Below are 18,104 nucleotides of genomic sequence, written 5' to 3'. Positions count from 1 at the left end.
CTCAGCATCAGATCAGGGAACCGCTCCAGGAAAGCAGCTTAAACGTTGATCTGGGCAGTGGGCAAGCGCCGTCGAACTATCCGCTTAACGCGCGGCATATCAATGGCTTGATACCCAGCATCTGCTTGGGTGATCTTCTGAGCAAGATTAGCACAACAGCATCAATGGCGGGCAAGCGATTGATGCAAGGCCCTAGTAAGATCACTCTCGAGCCCAGCGGCGCGCTGTTGCGCAGGCTTCGCAGTCTCGCTGCGCCCACATGTAAACGGGAGAGCGAACATGATCTCTGCGGCATTTCCCTATAAGAAGCAGCGGCGGCGGGTCCTCGGCCGCGAGATGGCGTATGTGGAGGTGGGAAAGGGCGACCCCATCGTACTGCTGCACGGCAATCCCACTTCGTCGTATCTCTGGCGCAATGTGTTGCCGCACCTGAAGCCGCTGGGTCGCTGCATCGCCCCCGACCTGATCGGCATGGGCGATTCCGACAAGCTGCCTGACAGCGGTCCCAACTCGTATCGCTTCGTGGAGCACCGCCGCTATCTCGACGCCCTGCTCGAGTCCCTGGACGTGCGCGAACGGGTCACCCTCGTCATCCATGACTGGGGTTCGGCGCTCGGCTTCGACTGGGCCAACCGCCACCGCGAGGCCGTGAAGGGTATCGCGTACATGGAGGCGATCATGGGGCCGCAATACTGGGACCACTGGGACAAGTTCGAAATGCGTCACGCCTTGCAGGGGCTGCGTTCCGAGAAAGGCGAGGAAATGGTCTTGCGAGACAATTTCTTCATCGAGAAGATCCTGCCGGGAGCCATCCTTCGCAAAATGTCCGACGAGGATATGGCGGAGTACCGACGGCCCTTCGCCGAGCCCGGCGAGGGCCGGCGTCCGACGCTGACGTGGCCAAGGCAAATCCCCATCGAGGGCGAGCCCGCCGACGTGACTGCGATCGTGACCGCCTACGCTGACTGGCTTAAGACGAGCCATATACCCAAGTTGTTCCTGAGGGCGGAGCCCGGTGGGATCCTCGCCCATGGCCCGGTTCTCGATTTGGCCCGCAGCCTCCCGGCACAGACCGAGGTGACGATCTCGGGACTCCATTTTGTCCAGGAAGATTCGCCGGACGAGATCGGACGGGCCGTCGCCGGCTGGATGGAGGCGTTGGGCTGACCGCAAATGCGAAGTGCCGCGGCGTCTACCAGGGCGACCTTCGCATAGACCACAGGATAGCGTTCGTGAGAATTCGCTGGTAGCGGGCGTCCCGCCAAACTGACGGCTCGTGGCCTAGCGCCGAGTAAAATACTCGTCCCTCGCCATAGAATCGGGTCCAGGTGAGAGGCCAGCCATAGAATCGTTGATGTACGCCGGTCTTGCCAAGGTCCACCGAGCTTGGGTCGAGGCGCAGGAGCACGCGTGAACCACGATAGTCGAAGTCGCTGATTTGGTAGATCTCGTCCTCGACTTGCAACGAATTCCCGAGAAAAGCCACCAGGGGATCGCCGGGATCAACCACCTCGATCTTCACGGCCTGATGCCAAGGATGACCATTAAAGTAGCCGCCGACCAGATCGAGATAGTCCGGCCAAGTGTAGAATGTGTCCGTCGCCGAATGAACGCCGAGAAACCCGCGGCCCGAGCGCACAAAGTCGAGAAGAGCTCTCTTTTGCGCGTCGCTCATCGGAAGTTCTCCTGACGTATAGAACATCACCGCTGCGTAGCGCTCGAGGTTTTCAGTAGAAAATTCCGACGTGTCTTCCGTTGCAGTGACTTCAAAAACACCCGAATGGCTTCCGAGCTGGGTCAGGATAACCTTAGAAAGCGGTATGACATCATGCCGGTAGCCGGCGGAGTATGTGAAATAGAGGATGCGCTCTCGCGGACGCTCCGCATGCGCGCCGAGTGGTCGGATTGCCGCCGCGCCGCCGAGGAGCGCGATGAACTCACGTCGCCTCACAACCGCCTCCGCCAAAAGCCAACCATGTGTTGACGAAGCCTAGCACAGATCAGCCCGGCGCCGACCGGGGGGCATCGCCCTCTGGCGTCCTATGCGACGCTGCTGGCCTGATCCTATTGTGACCGTCGGCGATTGTCCGCCCGTGCGCACAATTTTAGGTTATCTATTCGGATAGTGTTGGGCTGAATAGCCTATGCTGCTTAAGCGTTGCACTACAGCTATCGGACAGGATGATCTCGGAGGCGCATGCATTCAGCTTTCATTTGGTATTTCTTATCCATGAAAGGCCGCATCGGTCCGCAGGAATTTCGATTGGGACTTTTGGGACTTGTGCTAGTCGACATGCTCGTCGTGCGCATCGCGAGGAAGCTCACTGATTCAGGACCCCAATACTATAGCGTCAACCCTCCGCTCGACTGGCCCATCGTCCCGGCTGTCCTCTTTATCTCGCTCTGGCCGTTCGCTGCAATCCTTGTGAAGCGACTACATGACTTCAACATCTCGGGTTGGTGGGCGCTCACAATCCTCGCAATTCCTCTCCTCGTCGACGCGCTCAGCATTCCGTATTGGCTTCCTTATCTTTTATTGGCGGCAATCCTGAGTGCATTTCCCGGACGGCCTGGCGACAATCGGTTCGGCTCGACCTCGCTACCGCGCACGCGCGTCTAGCGCGCCCCCAAAGCAGACCGGCCGGGCGTTCGAACGGTGGTGCGAAAGTCAGCCGCGATGTCTGCTGATGGGCCCACAACCGACGTTGCCACGCTGCTGCCGACCACCAGCTTTTGACCCACAACGGACATGGCCTCCGTCATAGGGGCAATATTTCTGTTTCAGTGCTGCGGCCCCCCGTCGAGTTCTCGTTCGTCAACCAGCCCGCGTCCCGCACGATGGCGACGGCTGACCGGGCGACGGGGGCCGTGATTCCATTGACGAGCTGCAGTCGCAGATTGCGGCCCTCGGTAATGGCCCGCACAACCGCCCTCCTCGCGACCCACCAGGAGCGATGTACCTGCAGGCCATCGGCATTTTCGAGCGCCGTCATCGCCTGGTTGAGCGTTGCCAGTACAAGGCGAGAGTTGCCGGCGGTATGGACGCGCACATAGTGGTCCTCCATCTGCAGGCAAAGCACCGCGGAAGGTGGCGCACCGAGTAGCCCGAAAGCAGTTGGCGGCGCTTCGCCGGCTTCCTTGGCCTGTTGCCGGCGATGTAACCGGGCCTGCATGAGAAGGGTGAAACCCAGCACAATCGGCAAGGCGGTGATCAGCCCCTGCAAGTACCAATCGAGCGGTCGTAAGATTCTCAGGAAGGGCCATATCGATACGGCGATCGACACGACCCAGATCTGGAATGGGATGACGACGCCGAGAAAGATCGACATCCAGGTCATCGCCGGGTTCAGGCGGAGCCGCAGCACCACCCGGATGAGCGATCCGAAAAGGAGGGTTCCGGGTAAGAAGCAGGCGAGTTGAAACACCACGCGCTGCCAGGTCGGTCCGTTCAGATAGCTACCAAACGGTCCGATCAGGCCGAAAAAGATGGCGCAGACGCTCGCGATCGCGAGGTCAACGGCCCAATCCCGCAGAAAGTCACTCCGACGCGCTTCGCTCATAAGGCCATTATAGTGGCGGTTTGCCCGCCGGCGAACCCATTCGCCCGTTGGCGAACAAGTGCTGGCGCAGGCCTGTGCCGTTTGCTGGATCCTTGGCGTCCCACTCGCCGAGAGGTTCCCATGCGCTACACGATTGCATATTTTTTCGCCGTACTCATCGCAGTCACCGCCGGCCAGGCCGACGCCGCGGTCGGGTTCCGGCATTTCAGCATCGACGATCCGCAAGGCCCACCCATCGAGGTGGGCGTCTGGTATCCGACCACGATGACCCCGAAGCCGGAGGCGGTCGAGACCGATCAACAGATGGTCGCCCGCGACGCGCCGGTTGAGGGCACCGGTCTTCCGCTGGTGGTCATATCTCACGGTCACGGAGGCTCCTATGCCGGGCACCTCGACACCGCCACGGCCCTGGCCAATGCAGGGTTCGTCGTCGCCGCTCTTACGCATAATGGCGATAGCTGGCGCGACCAAAGCCGTCCTACCGCAATCTGGGAACGGCCACGGCAATTGAAGCTGCTCACGGATTACATGCTGGGCGCGTGGAGCGACCACGGGCGCCTCGATGCCAATCGCGTTGGCGCGTTCGGCTTCTCGGCTGGCGGCTTGACCGTGCTGGCGGCCGCCGGCGGCGAGCCGGACCTTCGGACCCTTCCGAGTCACTGCAAGGCGCATCCCGCCTTCGAAGACTGTCAGATCATGGAAGAGCACCCGTTGCTGCCGGATACCGATATCGTCTGGACCCACGATCCGCGAATCAAGGCGGTGGTCTCCGCCGCGCCCGCTCTCGGTTTTGCCTTCGGGACCAACGGTCTGGCAGCGGTCCTCCAGCCGGTGCAGCTCTGGCGGGCCGAGGATGATCAAGTGCTACCACACCCCTATTATGCGGAAGCCGTTCGGCTCGCTTTGCCGACGCCACCCGAGACGCACGTCGTGACTGACGCCGGGCACTACGACTTTCTGAAGCCGTGCTCTGCGGACCTGGCAACCCGCATGCCGGCAATCTGCACGAGCAAGCCGGGCTTCGACCGCGCTGCGTTTCATGAGCGCTTCGACCACGACATCGTCGCCTTCTTCAGGCGGACGCTGCAGTAGCAGGTTTTGAAGTGGGATGTCCGTTCTTGGCCGTTAGTTGACATTCCCGCGCTCAGAGCGAACGTCCCCTCGTGACCCGAAGCGGACATTACGGATATTGGTGGCTGCGGAAATCGACGTGACTCAATGCTCACCTCCTGAGTTGCAAGCGGAACGACGCAAAGCATGAAGAGCGGCACAGAGTCGCTGCACCCATGTGCCCCGTGCTTCATCCGAACAACAGGAGAATTGCATTTTTTGCAGCGCATTCGGTCAGGACAGCTGACGGTGCGCGCTGCGTATTCCGGGCATGACGCTGACGTTCGCCGCGTTCCATGCTATTATGCTAATATTCCAGGTCGTTCGGTCGAGCCTTGTATTGAGGTCAAAACCGATGATTGGAGCCACCATCCCCACATACTTCGTCAGTCCAAGGCGAAGCATCAAGAAAGCATGATCACGTTGACGCTCGGCGCCGGCGTGCAAACTCGATTTGACAGGAGAAAGCATACGCAGGTCGATTTCAACTCGCGGCAGTTCACGGCGGAGACCTGAACCGCCGCTTGATCTAAGGAGGCACTCATGAACTCCATCAACGTGCGCATAGTCCCCACAGTCACCGCAGCGATGAGACTCACCAAAGCAACGGCTTTTGCTGCAGCGCTCGTGTCCTTTGCCCCCGCGGCTGTCGCGGGAGAGCCGATTGAAAAGAAGGGGACTACTCCTTATGTGACGCACTTTATTTTTCGGCCCTTGATGAGCATTGACACCGCCGAACTCGGCAAGGCCACTACGCTGGAGGCGGTCGGGACCACTCAAAACATGAAGGGAGAGAAGATGCTGGACAAGATGTCAGCACGCTGCGTGGCGCTGAACGTCGCGTCTGGAGACAAGAAATACATTGACGGCGCTTGCGTGCTCGCCGACAGCGACGGCGACAAGATTTTCTCGACCTTCGATACTCGAGACCTCGACAAGGCCCAGCCGAAGATGGATTGTGGAACGCATATCATCACCGGCGGCACCGGTAAGTATAAGGGCATCACCGGAAGCGAACCATTTGCGTGCATAGCTATGCCTGCGCTGGCTGGCTCTGGCGATTATTTTGCGATGGACATCCCGCACAACACGTCCTGGGAAATCAAATGATCCTGAACCCGATGTCGCCGTAAAGATGGTTGTTGAGGCGGCCATCAATCGCTGAACGAGAGCCCAGCCCACCACAGCTGGGCTCTTCTTCTGTTCGTAATTTGGGTCAGATGGTCCGCTTGTGGCCCCAAGCGGTCGACCCGGCATGTCCGCTAGATGTCCGCTAGATATCCGCTCCTTGGGGGTGAAGCAGACTTGATATGCTCATCCCGAGTTCTTCCGGGTGTGACCCGAAGGCGAAGTCGCCGCTGTCCGTTTGCATGTCCGTTAATGGGGAGCTGAGCCGACTCGTTGTGCTCGCGGCGAGTCTTTCCGTTGATGAGTGCGGCCCATCGCCTAGGTTGCGGTATCCAATACGTCGCTGAGCGAGGCGCCGATCATACGTCCGGCGGCAGTGGATAGCATTGTTGCCTGATCAGTCATTCGCGCCGACCTCCGTAAAAAGGAACCCCGCGGGCGTCTTGGTAAAGACGAAGATGAGCTCGCCGCAGAAGACGAAGTAATTGTCATTGTTCTCCTGATTGCGATCGTAGACGGCCTTGCCGCGCTGGATACACGCGCGATTTTTCGCCGTGAACGAGGTCGGATAGGTCTTTGCGCGAAATTGCGCGGCGTCGCGAATTGCGCTGTCGTTCATGAACGGCAATCGTGTCATACCGGCGACGGCGGCGGAATCGTTTGTCCTCAGCGCCGCGCGAAACTTCTCGATGAAGCCATCGAATTCCTTCTGCAAGGCAGGAGAAGCGACGGCTTTCTTCGGCGCCTGGGCGACGGCTGGAGTAAGGTTCACGAGAGCTGTTACGAGCATAATTCTCAGCAAAAATCCCACGGGTCGGCTCCGTCCATCGAGCAATCAAGGTCTTCCGACCGATCCAAATCCATGGTGTTCTGTTGCGTCAAGGACTTTCTGGCTCGCCGGTGCAGCGTTAACCCCGCCCAGGCGTGGACCAACAGCATTTGCCAGAGCATGCGCTGGCATGTCTTGCCGCGCTCGCTTATGGCCCTTAGCCGAAGGTCAATTGAGCGCGTGTCATGTCGGCTGTCAGGGGCAAACCGGACGCCGATACAGCTTGGCGCCCACTGCTGCTTTTGACCCGAAGCCGACGTTTTGGGCGTTTGCGACCTCGCCCGCCGCGTCAGTGGCTACCACGCGCAGACCCATTTCTTTCAGCTGTCGCCTTGTCACAAGCCATGCAAATTCGGGACGCCAAGCAACGCGCCTTTGAGGAATGATCCGTGGCGGACCTTTGATCTAGATCAACTGAAGCCTGCGGCATTTGGTATCCGCCATTGTTTCCGATGTCTCGTCAAAAAAAGGGAGTCTCAAATGCCGCGTACCCGTGAGGAGGATAATCGGCCCAAGCGAAGAAACCGCTTACTCGACCGTCGCAACTTGCTACTCGGTGGCACCGCGCTCGCCGCCGCTTCGGCACTTAACTCCGCTACATCAACTCAAACCGTCCAAGCGCAGCAAGCGGCAGGTCAGAAGCCCAACGTCCTCGTTATCATGGGCGATGATGTCGGCTGGTTCAACATCGGCGCCTACCACCGCGGAATGATGTCGGGCAAAACGCCAAACCTCGACAAGCTGGCGTCCGATGGCATGATGTTCACCGATTACTACGCCGAAGCGAGCTGCACGGCAGGACGTGCCAACTTCATCACCGGCGAGTTGCCAATCCGCACGGGACTCACGACTGTCGGTCAGGCCGGCGCCGATGTTGGCATACCTGACCAAGCCGTGACACTTGCTACAGTGCTCAGGTCACTCGGCTACGCAACCGGACAGTTCGGTAAGAACCACCTTGGAGATCTCAACAAATATCTCCCGACGGTGCATGGCTTCGACGAATTCTTCGGTTACCTGTATCACCTCGACGCCATGTCAGACCCGTACTGGTACTCGTTCCCCGCCAACCAAGACTACTACAACAAGTACGGCCCGCGCAGCCTGATCCATAGTTACGCGACAGACAAGGACGACCCGACCGAGATGCCGCGCTGGGGTAAGATCGGCAAGCAGCGGATCGTCGACGAGGGGCCGCTGCCGCCGTTCGCCGATATGTCCAACGTGCCGAACATGCACGATCTACCGTTCCTGAAGGCGAAGTATGACATGACGACTTTCGATGAGGTGTTGGTCAAAGCCTCCAGTGACTTCATGGACAAGGCCAAGCGCGACGGCAAGCCCTTCTTCGTCTGGCACAACACGACGCGCATGCACGTCTGGACGTTCCTGTCGAAGAAATACAGTGCGATGCAGAACCACGATACGAACTACGGTCTCGAGGAAGCCGGCATGGCCCAGCTCGATGACAGCGTCGGGGCCCTGCTTAAACATATCGACGACATGGGCGAAACCAACAACACCATCGTCATCTTCACAACGGATAACGGTGCCGAGGTGTTCACTTGGCCGGATGGCGGCATGACCCCGTTCAAGGCCACCAAAGGGACCAGCTATGAAGGCGGCTTCCGCGTGCCGGCCATCATTCGCTGGCCGGGCCGTATCAAGCCGGGTTCAGTGGAGAACGGTATCTTCTCCGGGCTGGATTGGTTGCCAACCCTGACCGCCGCGGCAGGAAACCCGAACATTACCGACCAGCTTCTCAAGGGCGTGACGCTGGAAGGCCGCACCTACAAGAACCATCTCGACGGTTACAATCAGATGGACCTGCTGACGGGCAAGGGACCCTCCGCTCGCCATGAGATCCTCTATTTTGCCGGTCCGCATCTCGGTGCCGTCCGCATGGATGATTTCAAGTTCCAGTTCTTCCAGCAGCCCTACGGGTGGCCGGGCGAAAAAGTTACGACCGATATGCCGACCATTATTAACATCCGCCAGGACCCGTTTGAGCGGACGCCGATAACCCGAGGTGAAAGCCTGAACAATGCCGGCGGAGGCTACATGAACGATTTCATGGGCCGCGAGTTCTGGCGGTTCGTTGTTGTTCAACAGGAAGTTGCCAAACTGGCGCAAAGCGCCATCGATTATCCTCCTATGCAAGCACCGGCGAGCTTCAACCTTGAAGCCGTAAAGAGGGAAATTGAGGAGAAGATCAAAGCACACCAAGGGCAATAGCCGGTCCGTCTTTCAACAAGCGGGCGCTCTCCAGAGAGCGCCCGAAATCCTCCAGCTCACTCAGTTCGCCCAGACAATTCCTTGCCAAGCGCATGTCGGCTGCTGGCCCTTAGCCGAACAAGGCTGAGACCATTGTAGTGTCGGCTATCGGCGGCAGACCGGACGCGGGGCCGTGCTCACTTCGACCGCGCCTTGTGACCCATCTCCGACATCACCCCTCTGGCACCCCGGCCATGCGCATGCCCTCATAGAAGCGCTCGCGTCCAGCGAGGTAAGTCGGATTGTCGCTCGGCACGTTGGCGCGGAAGCGGGAGATGGTGAAAGTCGGGTCGAGCGCAAGCCCTGCTTGGGCCGCGGATCGCGCCTCATCAAGCTGACCGAGGTGCGCTAGCGCGGTGGCAAGATAGATATGCGCGCGTGGATGATTTCGGTTGATCTCGACCGAGCGACGTAACCGTGCGACCGCCTCCTGGTCGGCGCCGAGCTGCAGCTTGGCGAAGCCCGCGAACATCATCCAAACAAAAGCCTCCGTATCACGAGGACTGAGGCGGAGTGCCTCTTGGACATGGGCCTCAGTCTCCTCGCCGCGACCGAGAAGATACTTGGCGCGACCGATGTAGGCGTGCGCATTAGCTAGGTTTCGATCCAGCGCCAATGCCTGCTCGCATTCAGCAATGCCTTGGGCCGCGCGGTTTGTGAACATTTTGATGTTTCCTAGAAGCCAGTGGGCGCTTGCGTGCTGGGGGGCCAGGGACAGAGCCTTGATCAAGGCCGTCTCAGCCGCTGCGAGACGCGCGGCCCGCTCAACGGTCAAAGCCATGCCAACAGCTGCCGCATCAACAACTGCCAATCCGACCAGCGCTTCGACATTTTTGGGATCGAGCGCCAAGGCGCGTTCAAAAAAGCTGCGCGATTGCGCAAGATACTCGGAAGTCCTTCCCTTGTTTAAGCAAGCCATGCCCTGGAAAATCAAATCCATCGCATCGGGATGCAGCGAACGCTCCGCCCGCCGCGCCTCAGCTTCAACAAGTTGAGTATTTAGCGTGTTGGCGAGCCTCGATACGATTTCGTCCTGCATATCGAATAGATCAGCGACTGGCTTATCGAACCGTTCGGCCCACAGGTGTTTGCCAGTCTCGGCGTCGATCAGCTGAACATTCACGCGAAGCCGGTTGCCACCACGCTGCACCGAGCCCTCCAGTACGTAGCGGACGTTTAACTCGCGCCCGATCTGCTTGAGATCAACCGCTTTGCCTTTGAACGTAAATGCGGTGTGTCGGCCAATCACGAATGAGCCATTGATGCGCGACAAGTCTGTGGTCAGGCTCTCGGTCACACCGTCAACGAAATAGTCTTGCTCGGGATCGCCACCAATATTCGCAAACGGCAGCACCACCATGGACAGACGCGGCGCTGAAAGCGAGCTTGGCGTCGTGCTGCCGACCTTTGTCACCGGGCTAAGTCCCTCTCGGGCCACGGCATAGGCTCGGATCGGACGAGCAATATTCTTGAGGTTCTGCTCGCCCAGATCGGTGAACTCAACCCCGACCTTGCCTCGGACTTGATCGTAGGCAGAAGACGAGATGCAGATGCCGCCGGGTTCTGCGATGCTCTCAAGTCTCGCCGCGACGTTGACGCCATCTCCAAAGATGTCATGGGGCTCGACAATTACGTCGCCGATATTGACGCCCACGCGCAAAGCAATGCGTCTGTCTTCCGCGTCACCAATTGTAAGTTCCTTGATGCGGGTTTGAAACTGAACAGCAGCCCGAACCGCTTGGACCGCACTCGGAAAGTCCGCCAAGAACCCGTCTCCGGTGTTCTTCACCACGCGGCCACCGTGCTCGGCGATACTCGGTTCAACAGCGTCCGCTAGGAGTGCCGTCAGTTTGGCATGCGTCGTTTCTTCGTCATGGTGCATGAGCCGCGAATAGCCAGCCACGTCGGCGGCCAATATCGCCGACAACCTGCGCTCGACCCGGACCGGCCGCTCTTCTGCCATGGCACGCTATCCAACCCACAGCACACTGTATGACGGATCAGACGGCAGTGCCAAGCACGCCTTGACGGGATGCCAGGGTTGATGTCGGCTATTGGCCCGTTTGAGACCTGGCGAGGGGTACTAAAGATGTCCGCTCACTGGGGCTGACCGGAAGTCGTCTCGGGAGAACCAAACCGACGCGATTGACCCGAAGCAGACCTGGGCCTGGGGAATGGTCACGACAGCCGAGCCGTTCGAGCTGGACCAGGGCACGGACGCGGAGCGTAACGCCCGTCGTGGTTAGCGCTTAGCCAGTGTTCCTGACCGCCTCAGCTAGAATGGCGTACAGCTGCTGCTTGCTGAATTCCTTGGGCTGCTGCTTCTCTGCGGTGCTTCGCGACACCTTCTTCTCTACTCGACGTACCAGGGCGGCCGACGACGCCGGCCTTGGCTTCGGGGGCGGCCTGATCTTGGGTCTTGCTGTTGGCGGCTTGTGGCCACGCTTCAAGCCCGAACGGGTTAGCATCCCGCAGACCGCGTTACGGCTACACCCGAGACGGCGCGCAATCTGTGCCGCGCTCTGTCCTGCGGCCCAGAGCCTTTTGAGCAGCGCTACGTCTTTCGCATCCCAGCCCATGAGAGATTATAGCGCGGACTGGCCGACACTGGCTAGTCCAGGCCGCTCGTGGGAATCCCTTCTATGGATTCACGACTTGGCTCTACAACGCCGGTGATCGCTCCGCCCAAGCCTTGGTGGCTTGGCAGATTTCCATCGCCCGGGCGTAGGCGGGGCGTGCCGTCGTGCGGGCGAGATAGGCACGCTCGACTGAACCCGGGGTATAGTTGCTGGTTCGCAGACCAAGCAGGAGAGCGTAGCTCACTGAAATGTCAGCAGCAGTGAACCGGTCTCCGGCGAGAAATGGACGATTTGCGAGACGCTGGATGACCAATCCCAGCCGGCTATGAAAGGTCTCCAGTGCCCAGATTGTGACCCGGGCGTTTCGCTCTGCTGCGGGGGCGAATGCGCGACCGACGATGACGGCGTTCATTGGTCCAGCGAGCCCGGCCTCTCCCAAATGGAGGAATTGCAGATAGGCGGCGAAAGCCGGATCATCCGGGGCGACGGCGAGCGGGCTCGGGCCGTGGCGGGCGAGCAGGTATTCGAGGATCGCGATCGACTCGACCATGATCATCTCGCCGTCCTGCAGCGCCGGGATAAAGCCGGCGGGGTTGATCGCAAGAAAATCGGGATCATTCTCGACAGCGAACAGATCGACCGGGCGCAGCCGATAAGCCACCCCCAATTCCTCGAGCAGCCAAACGACACGGAACCCACGACCTTCGCCATAGACAGTGAGCATACTTGAGTGTCCTTACGTTGGCTTAAGTGCCTTAATTCGCAGGAGCGAGATTTCCACACCTGCTGCTATCGCTCTGACACGATATCTACAAGGTTCGTCGAATACAGGGCATCATGCAGCGCCGGTCCTCCCTCCTTTATGGGTTCACGGCCTAGTCTTCATCCGGCTCGCGTACGACCGCCGGCTCGTCGGCTTCATCCTCCTCTTCGTCGCCCTCTTCGTCCTCGTCGTCTTCATCAGGATCTCGGGGCGGCATCGCGGTGCCCATAGCTACGAGCGGCGTCCAGACGGTCGCCGTGATGAAAAATGCTTCGAAATCGTGTTGCCTCATGTTGTTACTCCTCGAAAAGCATGAGCAGTCGAATATTCCTGACCGACGACATCCGGATGTCCAGGGCGCGATCGCCCCTGCGCGACGGCGATCAGATCCACGGCAGCGGCAGGGGCCGGCACCCCACACAACTGGCGGCGTTTACGAGTACTTCATGCCGAGGACGCATCAGGTTCCATATTTACCAACACTTCGCCGGCAGTGATTTCGGGATCCCCAAGATCGAGGTCATGCAGACTTGCTTGAATAAACTCCATTATCCTGGCGTTCGCTGCATTCGCGCTTTCGCGGTCCTCGAATATCATCACGGCGACACCGACGCCGTCGCCCCCATCCAGCACGTAGTAAGATCTGAATCCGGGCGATTGCCTCAGGATCTGACCGACGCCGCTCTTGGCGCGACGAGCAGCGTCCGCAACCGAACGAACCTTGGTGTACTTGCGAATGACGATGTACATGAGGTCACCGCGCGTTACAGTTCCCGCCCCACGCATCAAAGCATACCGGGTCCCGGTTGGACCAGAGCGCTGCTTCCCGAACGGCCGCGCGCCTTTCTCCAGCGAGCCAACCTCGCCCCGCAAGCGGGGGCGAGGTGCCGAGGCTCAGGACCCCTCGAACTTGAACGAGACGTTGAGCTTGGCGCGATAGGACTCGACGTTTCCCTTCTCATCCAGTTGCATATCGAGCTTGACGACCTCTGCAATGCGAAGATCCCGGAGAGTTTTTGCAGCTTGCCCGACCGCATTGGCGGCCGCCTTCTCCCATGAGTCACTGCTGGTACCGATCAGTTCAATGACCTTGTAGACGCTATCAGGCATATCGTCCTCCTGTTCGGTCTGAAGCAGGAAGCAGGTGCTCCCCGCCGTTGTGAAATCTAGCATCAGGATGTCGGCGCTGATACGACGCGATACGGCCTCGGACGTCGCCCGGGGGCCCGATAAGGACAAACCGCATTTGGCGGGGATGGAGGCTTTTGGCCCGAAGCAGGCCGTCGCCCGTAGCGGACCATCCCATCAGAGCCGTGATCACCCTCGCCGCGGTCATGGTAGGGTGGTCTTGTTCTTGCTGGCGAGCCAAAAGGTGACAGCCGATGAAGTGTCTTCGGATATACGCAACCCCGGACGGTGAATCTCACTTCGGTGAGGTGGAAATCCCCATGACGGCAAAGCTGACCGTCGCTCCCGGTGCCAAGCCGTTTCAGGTGTCCCAGCGCTATCCCGCGTCAAGCATGGAGGTTACTCAAATTCCTGCCGGTATGCGACAGGTCGATTGGCACACCGTTCCCGCGCGGGTATTGACTGTGAGACTGACTGGCGCGGTCGAATACGAGACGAGCGACGGCGAGGTGCGGCACGTCTCTGCGGGCGAGTTCGTGTTGGTGGAGGACACACACGGAAAGGGCCATCTGTCTCGTCATTCCCCAGACGAGCAAACCGTTCTTTGGATCAGGTTACCCAACGGCCTCGATTTGCCGTCCCCATAGTTTGCAGGGATCGCCATCGCCCACGACGCCGAAAATCTGCAAATGGGCTCATCGCCGACAAGGCGGGCCGCGGCTGTTGTCAGCATCTGCCCCAAAGCGGACGTCAACCGTCGATGCCGGCAAACCCGCTCGGTGACCACGGTCGCTATGCCTCTGTTGGTGACGGCTGCAATCCTAAGGGCTCGCGTGGCGCTGAGCGGGAGGCGATGGCAAGACTCGGAATCGCGCCCCATCGTGTCGAATAGAGGCCGTGCCGAAACCGGCGTCGCTTGCGCCAAGATGTAGGATGGGTAGCGCTCTTGCGAAACCTATCGCCCCCGGCACGCCGATGCAGCGCCCGTGTCATTCTTTAGCTCAATGCCGTTGCGAGGATCAGGTTTGATGGGTTTCGCTTCGCTCTACCCATCCTACGAACTACGTCAGTGTCAGCACGCCTTAAAGGTGGGACGGCACCCCTGCCGCCATGAATAGCGGCCGTCACAACGGTTGCACTTCCATAGAAAGCCGTTGTTACACTTGATCCTGGTGATGCAGTAGTTCTTGTATGCTGCAGACGATTGCGCTGAGGCAGAGGCGATACTGAGCGCAAGTGCTCCGACACTCATGGTCGCAACCAGGGCGACGAGAGCAAATGGTTTCGCTATCGTAGTCATGGTCGGTCCCTCCCTGGAGGCATGACAATCCCCGCATCAGAGTCGCCCCACGTTGCGATGATAGCAGAATTCACACGAGCAGGCGCTAAGATTGCTGGGTAATTTCGTCGCAACCTTGGGGTGTTTAAAAAGGCTACCGGCATAGCGAGTCCGGCGCGATCTGACGGCCAAAGCGGACATCTGGCGATCCATCTCAATTCACGGCTCACGCCATCGTTTTCACGCTCTCGGCTCTAGCGCTTCGGCCGCACCACCCGCGTCAGCATCGGAAAATGCTTGTTGCCGCCTGCGAATGGCGGGAACTGGACGAAGTCCGCGCGCATGCGCTTGATCACGTCGGAGCCGAGCGCGTGCGCGAGGGCTTGCGGGCTGTCGAACACTAGCTTGTTGCGCTGCATGTACTCGACGCGCTGCGACGGCAGCCGGTCGACCCAATCGATCCGGGTGCAGATCTCGATCTGGCGAACATCAGGGAAGGTTCGCATGATCGATGGATGATGCTCGAGATAATGCAGGTTCCAGGCGTTCATGTCCTCGGCCGGGCCAGGATAGTGCACGAGGTAGCTGCACGGAGTGGTCGTGCCTGCCGGATGCGCGGCGACGTCGACGGGAAACGCGCGTGTCAGCATGACCTGGTGCGTGACGTCCAATCCGGTGAGGCTCGCCAGTCCGGCCCCCGTCGCGAGACCGGCAAGGATGCCACCGCGGTCCATTGCCGCCTCGCAGGCGAGCAGGTCCGGAAATCGTAGTTGAAGCGCAAACACCGGGCCGGAGCCATCGGCCTTGTAGGGATGATCGACCGACTGTTCGAGCGGCGTGAACAGCAGGCCCTCGGTCATATCAAGGATCGATCCAACCAGCTCCGCTACGGCGTCAACCTCGTCAGGACGAATTCGCCGTTCGCCTGCCGGATCGGAGAATGTCATGAACAGCGAGATCATGCGGGCGTTGCCTCAGCGCCCTCTCCCGCGCTCACATGCGCCATCAGCGCGGCGCGAATGTCATCCGGCCACGGGATCGCATGGTGATCCACCAGCGACGTCGCCGCAAGGATCTGGCGCGCGCGCCAGCGCATGCCGTTCGCGCCGGAGACGACATGCTCCAAATGGAGCGACGATCCGCCGACCCGGCTAATGCGCAATCCGAACGTCAAGAGATCGCCGAACATCGACGGCCGGGAAAAGTCGCAGGACAGATGCACCGTGGGCGTCCCGATTTTCCGGACCGTGATCAGCTCCGGCCATGGAAATCCAATTCTCGCCCAGAAGTCTTCGACGACCCCGTTGAGGATGTTCAGGTAGGACGGGAAGTACGCGATCCCCGAGGGATCGCAGTCTCCGAACCTCAGCTCGCGATCGAACGAGAACGACGTCATCAGATCGCAACGACCGGATGCCTGATGACACCGACGCCGTCGACCCCGGCTTCAACCACGTCACCCGGCCATAGCCACTCCTGGGGAGTCCTGCCGGCGCCGACGCCCTCCGGCGTTCCCGTTGCGATGATGTCGCCCGGCTCCAGCGTCATGCCCGATGAAATGTCCGATATCAGGACCGGAATATCGAAGATCATGTATTTGGTATTGGAGTCCTGCTTCATGACCCCGTTCTTCGTCAGCCACAGCCGGAGGTCATGCGGGTCGGGAATTTCGTCCGCGGTCACGATGCAGGGGCCGAACGGCGCGTAGGTGTCCATGCCCTTGGAGAAGATCCACTGGCCGGCGCGGCGATTGTCGCGCGCGGAGATGTCGATCATCACCGAATAGCCGAAGACGTGGTCCATCGCCTTGTCGGTCGCGATGCGGGTTGCGGTCTTGCCGATGATGACGGCGAGCTCGACTTCCCAGTCGAGCTGCTGCGTCATCTTCGCATTGTGCTGGATAGCGCCGCCCGGGCCGATCACCGACGTCGGCGGCTTGGAGAAGACGACCGGCTGCTTCGGCAGATCCTTGTCCGTGTCCAGGCTCTTGGCGGACTCCGCCACATGCGCACGGTAGTTCAGCCCGATGCCAAAAATGTTCTTGCGGGGCCGCGGGATGGGCGCCTGTAGCTTCACGTCCTCGAGCGGAACGGCGGAGCCGGCCGGCAAGCGTCCATCGGCATCGTCCAGACGCTCCTTCAGCGCCGGCAGCAGCGTCACGCTGTTGTCGATGAACGACAGCATGTCGCTCGGCCATGCAAAGCCATGCGACGCACCGAGGTGCTCGACGTCCACGACCAATCCGTCAACGAGGACCCCGAGGCGGGCACCACTGGAGCCCAAGGTGTAGGTAACAAGGCGCATGAAGCTTTATCCGGCTCTTTCGGTTGAATTCTGTGCGGGGACGTCAGGCAGCAACCGGCTGATGGCCGGCGTTGTCGCCATAGGCCTCTTCCCGGTAGAAGCCGAGGCTCTCGATGACGGGCAGATCGTTGAAGCAGAACAGGCAGGCGTCCTCGCTGCCCGAGGCATTGCCGTGCTCATGCCAGGCCCAGGAGGGAACGCAGAAGATGTCGCGCTCCTGCCACTCGAAGCGCTTGCCGGCGATGATCGAATAGCCGCGCCCCTTGGCGACCTGGTAAATGAAGCTGCCGGTGTGCCGGTGCGACTTCGTCTTCTCGCCCGGCCGCAGCAACTGCATGCTCGCGCCGATCGTCTGCATCACGTGCCCGCCGGTGATCGGATTGACGTAGTTCATGAGAATGCCGTCATAGGGCGAACCGTCGGTCGCGGCGGCATATTTGCGCAAGGACTCGAAGGTCGGCTCCCACTCGTACTTGAACATGGGGGAATAGTCCTTCGACCATTTCGAATCCGCCGGCCGAAGCCCGGGATTGCCCCAGGTCTTGGTCATGTCGTCCACGGGATAGCCGGACTCTTCCTGCTGCACCTTGGGATGGACCGCGAAAAAATTCGCCTCCAGCGCGTTGACCAGCGGGATGTCCAGGCCGTCCTGCCAGATGCACACCGAGCCGTTGGCTTCGACGCCATGCTCGTGCCAGGTGCCGTTCGGCGTGAGCACGAAATCCCGCGCCCCCAGCGTCATCTTGTGCCCGTCGACGATGGTGTAGGCGCCCGACCCCTCCATGATGAAGCGCAGGGCTGAAGCCGAGTGCGCGTGCGCTGTTGCGACCTCGCCGGGATGCATCACCTGCAATCCCGAATAGAGCCAACCGACCGCGGCCGACACGTCGCGGCGGCCTGGATTGTTGAGATAGATCACCCGCCGCCCCGCCTTCTCCGGCGAGACGAGTTCGACCGAGCGCAGCACGTGCTCGCGCAGATCGTCGTAGCGCCAGAGCACGGGAACCGACGCCGATTGCGGCGCCCATGGCTCGATCTTGTTGGCGACCGTCCACAGCGCGCCGGCTTCGTACTTTTCGAGGTCCTTGTAATAGGCGTTGAGCTCGGGGGTATCTTCGACATTGGCCCGGCCGACGACGTTCTCGCGCAT

The 18,104-nt window shown here is 60.2% G+C and carries 20 protein-coding genes; 7 read left to right on the top strand and 13 right to left on the bottom strand.

What is annotated here, in order from left to right; genetic code table 11:
- The first annotated feature begins 279 nt into the window (after positions 1-279).
- On the top strand, positions 280-1,167 hold the full coding sequence (locus ABIA90_RS03130; protein ID WP_085401697.1) for a haloalkane dehalogenase: 888 nt from the start codon (positions 280-282) through the stop codon (positions 1,165-1,167).
- Between the two features lie 25 nt (positions 1,168-1,192).
- On the opposite strand, the gene ABIA90_RS03125 is transcribed toward ABIA90_RS03130, so the two are convergent.
- On the bottom strand, positions 1,193-1,951 hold the full coding sequence (locus ABIA90_RS03125) for a ThuA domain-containing protein (protein WP_247310101.1): 759 nt from the start codon (positions 1,949-1,951) through the stop codon (positions 1,193-1,195).
- Positions 1,952-2,197: 246 nt separating this feature from the next.
- On the opposite strand from ABIA90_RS03125, the gene ABIA90_RS03120 reads away from it, so the two are divergent.
- Positions 2,198-2,620: a DUF805 domain-containing protein gene (locus tag ABIA90_RS03120; protein ID WP_354117247.1), complete on the top strand. Its 423-nt coding sequence runs from the start codon at positions 2,198-2,200 to the stop codon at positions 2,618-2,620.
- A 139-nt stretch (positions 2,621-2,759) separates the two neighbouring features.
- Here ABIA90_RS03120 and ABIA90_RS03115 read toward each other — a convergent pair whose 3' ends face one another.
- Complete coding sequence (locus ABIA90_RS03115) at positions 2,760-3,560, bottom strand: LytTR family DNA-binding domain-containing protein (RefSeq protein ID WP_354117246.1); 801 nt, start codon at positions 3,558-3,560, stop codon at positions 2,760-2,762.
- A gap of 120 nt (positions 3,561-3,680) precedes the next feature.
- Between ABIA90_RS03115 and ABIA90_RS03110 the strand changes: the two genes are divergently transcribed.
- The 3 genes from ABIA90_RS03110 (at position 3,681) to ABIA90_RS03100 (ending at position 5,780) form a co-directional block, all read left to right on the top strand.
- Positions 3,681-4,652: an alpha/beta hydrolase family protein gene (locus tag ABIA90_RS03110; RefSeq protein WP_354117245.1), complete on the top strand. Its 972-nt coding sequence runs from the start codon at positions 3,681-3,683 to the stop codon at positions 4,650-4,652.
- A 165-nt stretch (positions 4,653-4,817) separates the two neighbouring features.
- Complete coding sequence (locus ABIA90_RS03105) at positions 4,818-5,186, top strand: hypothetical protein (protein WP_354117244.1); 369 nt, start codon at positions 4,818-4,820, stop codon at positions 5,184-5,186.
- Between the two features lie 27 nt (positions 5,187-5,213).
- Entirely contained in the window at positions 5,214-5,780 is a 567-nt protein-coding gene (locus tag ABIA90_RS03100; RefSeq protein ID WP_063984233.1) for a hypothetical protein, read from the top strand.
- Positions 5,781-6,195: 415 nt separating this feature from the next.
- On the opposite strand, the gene ABIA90_RS03095 is transcribed toward ABIA90_RS03100, so the two are convergent.
- Entirely contained in the window at positions 6,196-6,609 is a 414-nt protein-coding gene (locus ABIA90_RS03095) for a hypothetical protein (RefSeq protein ID WP_354122420.1), read from the bottom strand.
- Between the two features lie 498 nt (positions 6,610-7,107).
- Here ABIA90_RS03095 and ABIA90_RS03090 point away from each other — a divergent pair, with 498 nt between their 5' ends.
- Positions 7,108-8,862 (top strand): arylsulfatase, encoded by a 1,755-nt coding sequence (locus ABIA90_RS03090; protein ID WP_354117242.1) that lies wholly within the window; start codon positions 7,108-7,110, stop codon positions 8,860-8,862.
- A gap of 211 nt (positions 8,863-9,073) precedes the next feature.
- Here ABIA90_RS03090 and ABIA90_RS03085 read toward each other — a convergent pair whose 3' ends face one another.
- The 6 genes from ABIA90_RS03085 to ABIA90_RS03060 form a co-directional block, all read right to left on the bottom strand.
- A complete protein-coding gene (locus ABIA90_RS03085; protein WP_354117241.1) occupies positions 9,074-10,864 on the bottom strand; it encodes a tetratricopeptide repeat protein in 1,791 nt (596 codons plus the stop codon).
- Positions 10,865-11,150: 286 nt separating this feature from the next.
- Complete coding sequence (locus ABIA90_RS03080) at positions 11,151-11,480, bottom strand: GcrA family cell cycle regulator (protein WP_028155869.1); 330 nt, start codon at positions 11,478-11,480, stop codon at positions 11,151-11,153.
- 82 nt (positions 11,481-11,562) lie between these two features.
- Complete coding sequence (locus tag ABIA90_RS03075; protein WP_063984235.1) at positions 11,563-12,204, bottom strand: glutathione S-transferase family protein; 642 nt, start codon at positions 12,202-12,204, stop codon at positions 11,563-11,565.
- 151 nt (positions 12,205-12,355) lie between these two features.
- The gene (locus tag ABIA90_RS03070) at positions 12,356-12,535 is read right to left on the bottom strand and encodes a hypothetical protein (RefSeq protein ID WP_354117240.1); all 180 of its coding nucleotides are present in this window, start codon (positions 12,533-12,535) and stop codon (positions 12,356-12,358) included.
- A 152-nt stretch (positions 12,536-12,687) separates the two neighbouring features.
- Positions 12,688-12,993 (bottom strand): hypothetical protein, encoded by a 306-nt coding sequence (locus ABIA90_RS03065; protein ID WP_071917568.1) that lies wholly within the window; start codon positions 12,991-12,993, stop codon positions 12,688-12,690.
- Positions 12,994-13,137: 144 nt separating this feature from the next.
- Entirely contained in the window at positions 13,138-13,353 is a 216-nt protein-coding gene (locus ABIA90_RS03060; protein WP_063986511.1) for a dodecin family protein, read from the bottom strand.
- Positions 13,354-13,625: 272 nt separating this feature from the next.
- On the opposite strand from ABIA90_RS03060, the gene ABIA90_RS03055 reads away from it, so the two are divergent.
- Positions 13,626-14,018, top strand: coding sequence for a cupin domain-containing protein (locus ABIA90_RS03055; protein WP_063984238.1), 393 nt, complete (start codon positions 13,626-13,628; stop codon positions 14,016-14,018).
- A gap of 886 nt (positions 14,019-14,904) precedes the next feature.
- Here the strand turns inward: ABIA90_RS03055 and ABIA90_RS03050 are convergent.
- The 4 genes from ABIA90_RS03050 to ABIA90_RS03035 are packed head-to-tail and all read right to left on the bottom strand — an operon-like array spanning position 14,905 to position 18,104.
- Positions 14,905-15,612 carry a hypothetical protein gene (locus tag ABIA90_RS03050; protein WP_354117239.1) on the bottom strand — a complete coding sequence of 236 codons (708 nt, stop codon included), beginning with the start codon at positions 15,610-15,612 and terminating at the stop codon, positions 14,905-14,907.
- Positions 15,609-16,046 (bottom strand): acyl-CoA thioesterase, encoded by a 438-nt coding sequence (locus ABIA90_RS03045; RefSeq protein WP_166097310.1) that lies wholly within the window; start codon positions 16,044-16,046, stop codon positions 15,609-15,611. Before ABIA90_RS03045 ends, ABIA90_RS03050 begins: the two co-directional genes overlap by 4 nt.
- Positions 16,046-16,954 (bottom strand): fumarylacetoacetate hydrolase family protein, encoded by a 909-nt coding sequence (locus tag ABIA90_RS03040; RefSeq protein ID WP_063984241.1) that lies wholly within the window; start codon positions 16,952-16,954, stop codon positions 16,046-16,048. The genes ABIA90_RS03045 and ABIA90_RS03040 overlap by 1 nt, the downstream gene beginning before the upstream one ends.
- A 43-nt stretch (positions 16,955-16,997) precedes the next feature.
- Positions 16,998-18,104: a cupin domain-containing protein gene (locus ABIA90_RS03035; RefSeq protein WP_354117238.1), complete on the bottom strand. Its 1,107-nt coding sequence runs from the start codon at positions 18,102-18,104 to the stop codon at positions 16,998-17,000.

This window comes from Bradyrhizobium sp. LA6.8, from assembly GCF_040547935.1.
Lineage (GTDB): Bacteria > Pseudomonadota > Alphaproteobacteria > Rhizobiales > Xanthobacteraceae > Bradyrhizobium > Bradyrhizobium barranii.
The sequence above is the reverse complement of the archived record's forward strand: the minus strand, read 5'-3'. Positions and strand labels throughout refer to the sequence as shown.

Coding starts and splice junctions, on each gene's coding strand:
- ABIA90_RS03100 (WP_063984233.1), top strand. CDS start 5,214: ATGAACTCCATCAACGTGCGCATAGTCCCCACAGTCACCGCAGCGATG.
- ABIA90_RS03035 (WP_354117238.1), bottom strand. CDS start 18,104: ATGCGCGAGAACGTCGTCGGCCGGGCCAATGTCGAAGATACCCCCGAG.
- ABIA90_RS03120 (WP_354117247.1), top strand. CDS start 2,198: ATGCATTCAGCTTTCATTTGGTATTTCTTATCCATGAAAGGCCGCATC.
- ABIA90_RS03130 (WP_085401697.1), top strand. CDS start 280: ATGATCTCTGCGGCATTTCCCTATAAGAAGCAGCGGCGGCGGGTCCTC.
- ABIA90_RS03090 (WP_354117242.1), top strand. CDS start 7,108: ATGCCGCGTACCCGTGAGGAGGATAATCGGCCCAAGCGAAGAAACCGC.
- ABIA90_RS03050 (WP_354117239.1), bottom strand. CDS start 15,612: ATGATCTCGCTGTTCATGACATTCTCCGATCCGGCAGGCGAACGGCGA.
- ABIA90_RS03070 (WP_354117240.1), bottom strand. CDS start 12,535: ATGAGGCAACACGATTTCGAAGCATTTTTCATCACGGCGACCGTCTGG.
- ABIA90_RS03085 (WP_354117241.1), bottom strand. CDS start 10,864: ATGGCAGAAGAGCGGCCGGTCCGGGTCGAGCGCAGGTTGTCGGCGATA.
- ABIA90_RS03045 (WP_166097310.1), bottom strand. CDS start 16,046: ATGACGTCGTTCTCGTTCGATCGCGAGCTGAGGTTCGGAGACTGCGAT.
- ABIA90_RS03115 (WP_354117246.1), bottom strand. CDS start 3,560: ATGAGCGAAGCGCGTCGGAGTGACTTTCTGCGGGATTGGGCCGTTGAC.
- ABIA90_RS03110 (WP_354117245.1), top strand. CDS start 3,681: ATGCGCTACACGATTGCATATTTTTTCGCCGTACTCATCGCAGTCACC.
- ABIA90_RS03065 (WP_071917568.1), bottom strand. CDS start 12,993: ATGTACATCGTCATTCGCAAGTACACCAAGGTTCGTTCGGTTGCGGAC.
- ABIA90_RS03040 (WP_063984241.1), bottom strand. CDS start 16,954: ATGCGCCTTGTTACCTACACCTTGGGCTCCAGTGGTGCCCGCCTCGGG.
- ABIA90_RS03105 (WP_354117244.1), top strand. CDS start 4,818: ATGAAGAGCGGCACAGAGTCGCTGCACCCATGTGCCCCGTGCTTCATC.
- ABIA90_RS03055 (WP_063984238.1), top strand. CDS start 13,626: ATGAAGTGTCTTCGGATATACGCAACCCCGGACGGTGAATCTCACTTC.
- ABIA90_RS03080 (WP_028155869.1), bottom strand. CDS start 11,480: ATGGGCTGGGATGCGAAAGACGTAGCGCTGCTCAAAAGGCTCTGGGCC.
- ABIA90_RS03060 (WP_063986511.1), bottom strand. CDS start 13,353: ATGCCTGATAGCGTCTACAAGGTCATTGAACTGATCGGTACCAGCAGT.
- ABIA90_RS03075 (WP_063984235.1), bottom strand. CDS start 12,204: ATGCTCACTGTCTATGGCGAAGGTCGTGGGTTCCGTGTCGTTTGGCTG.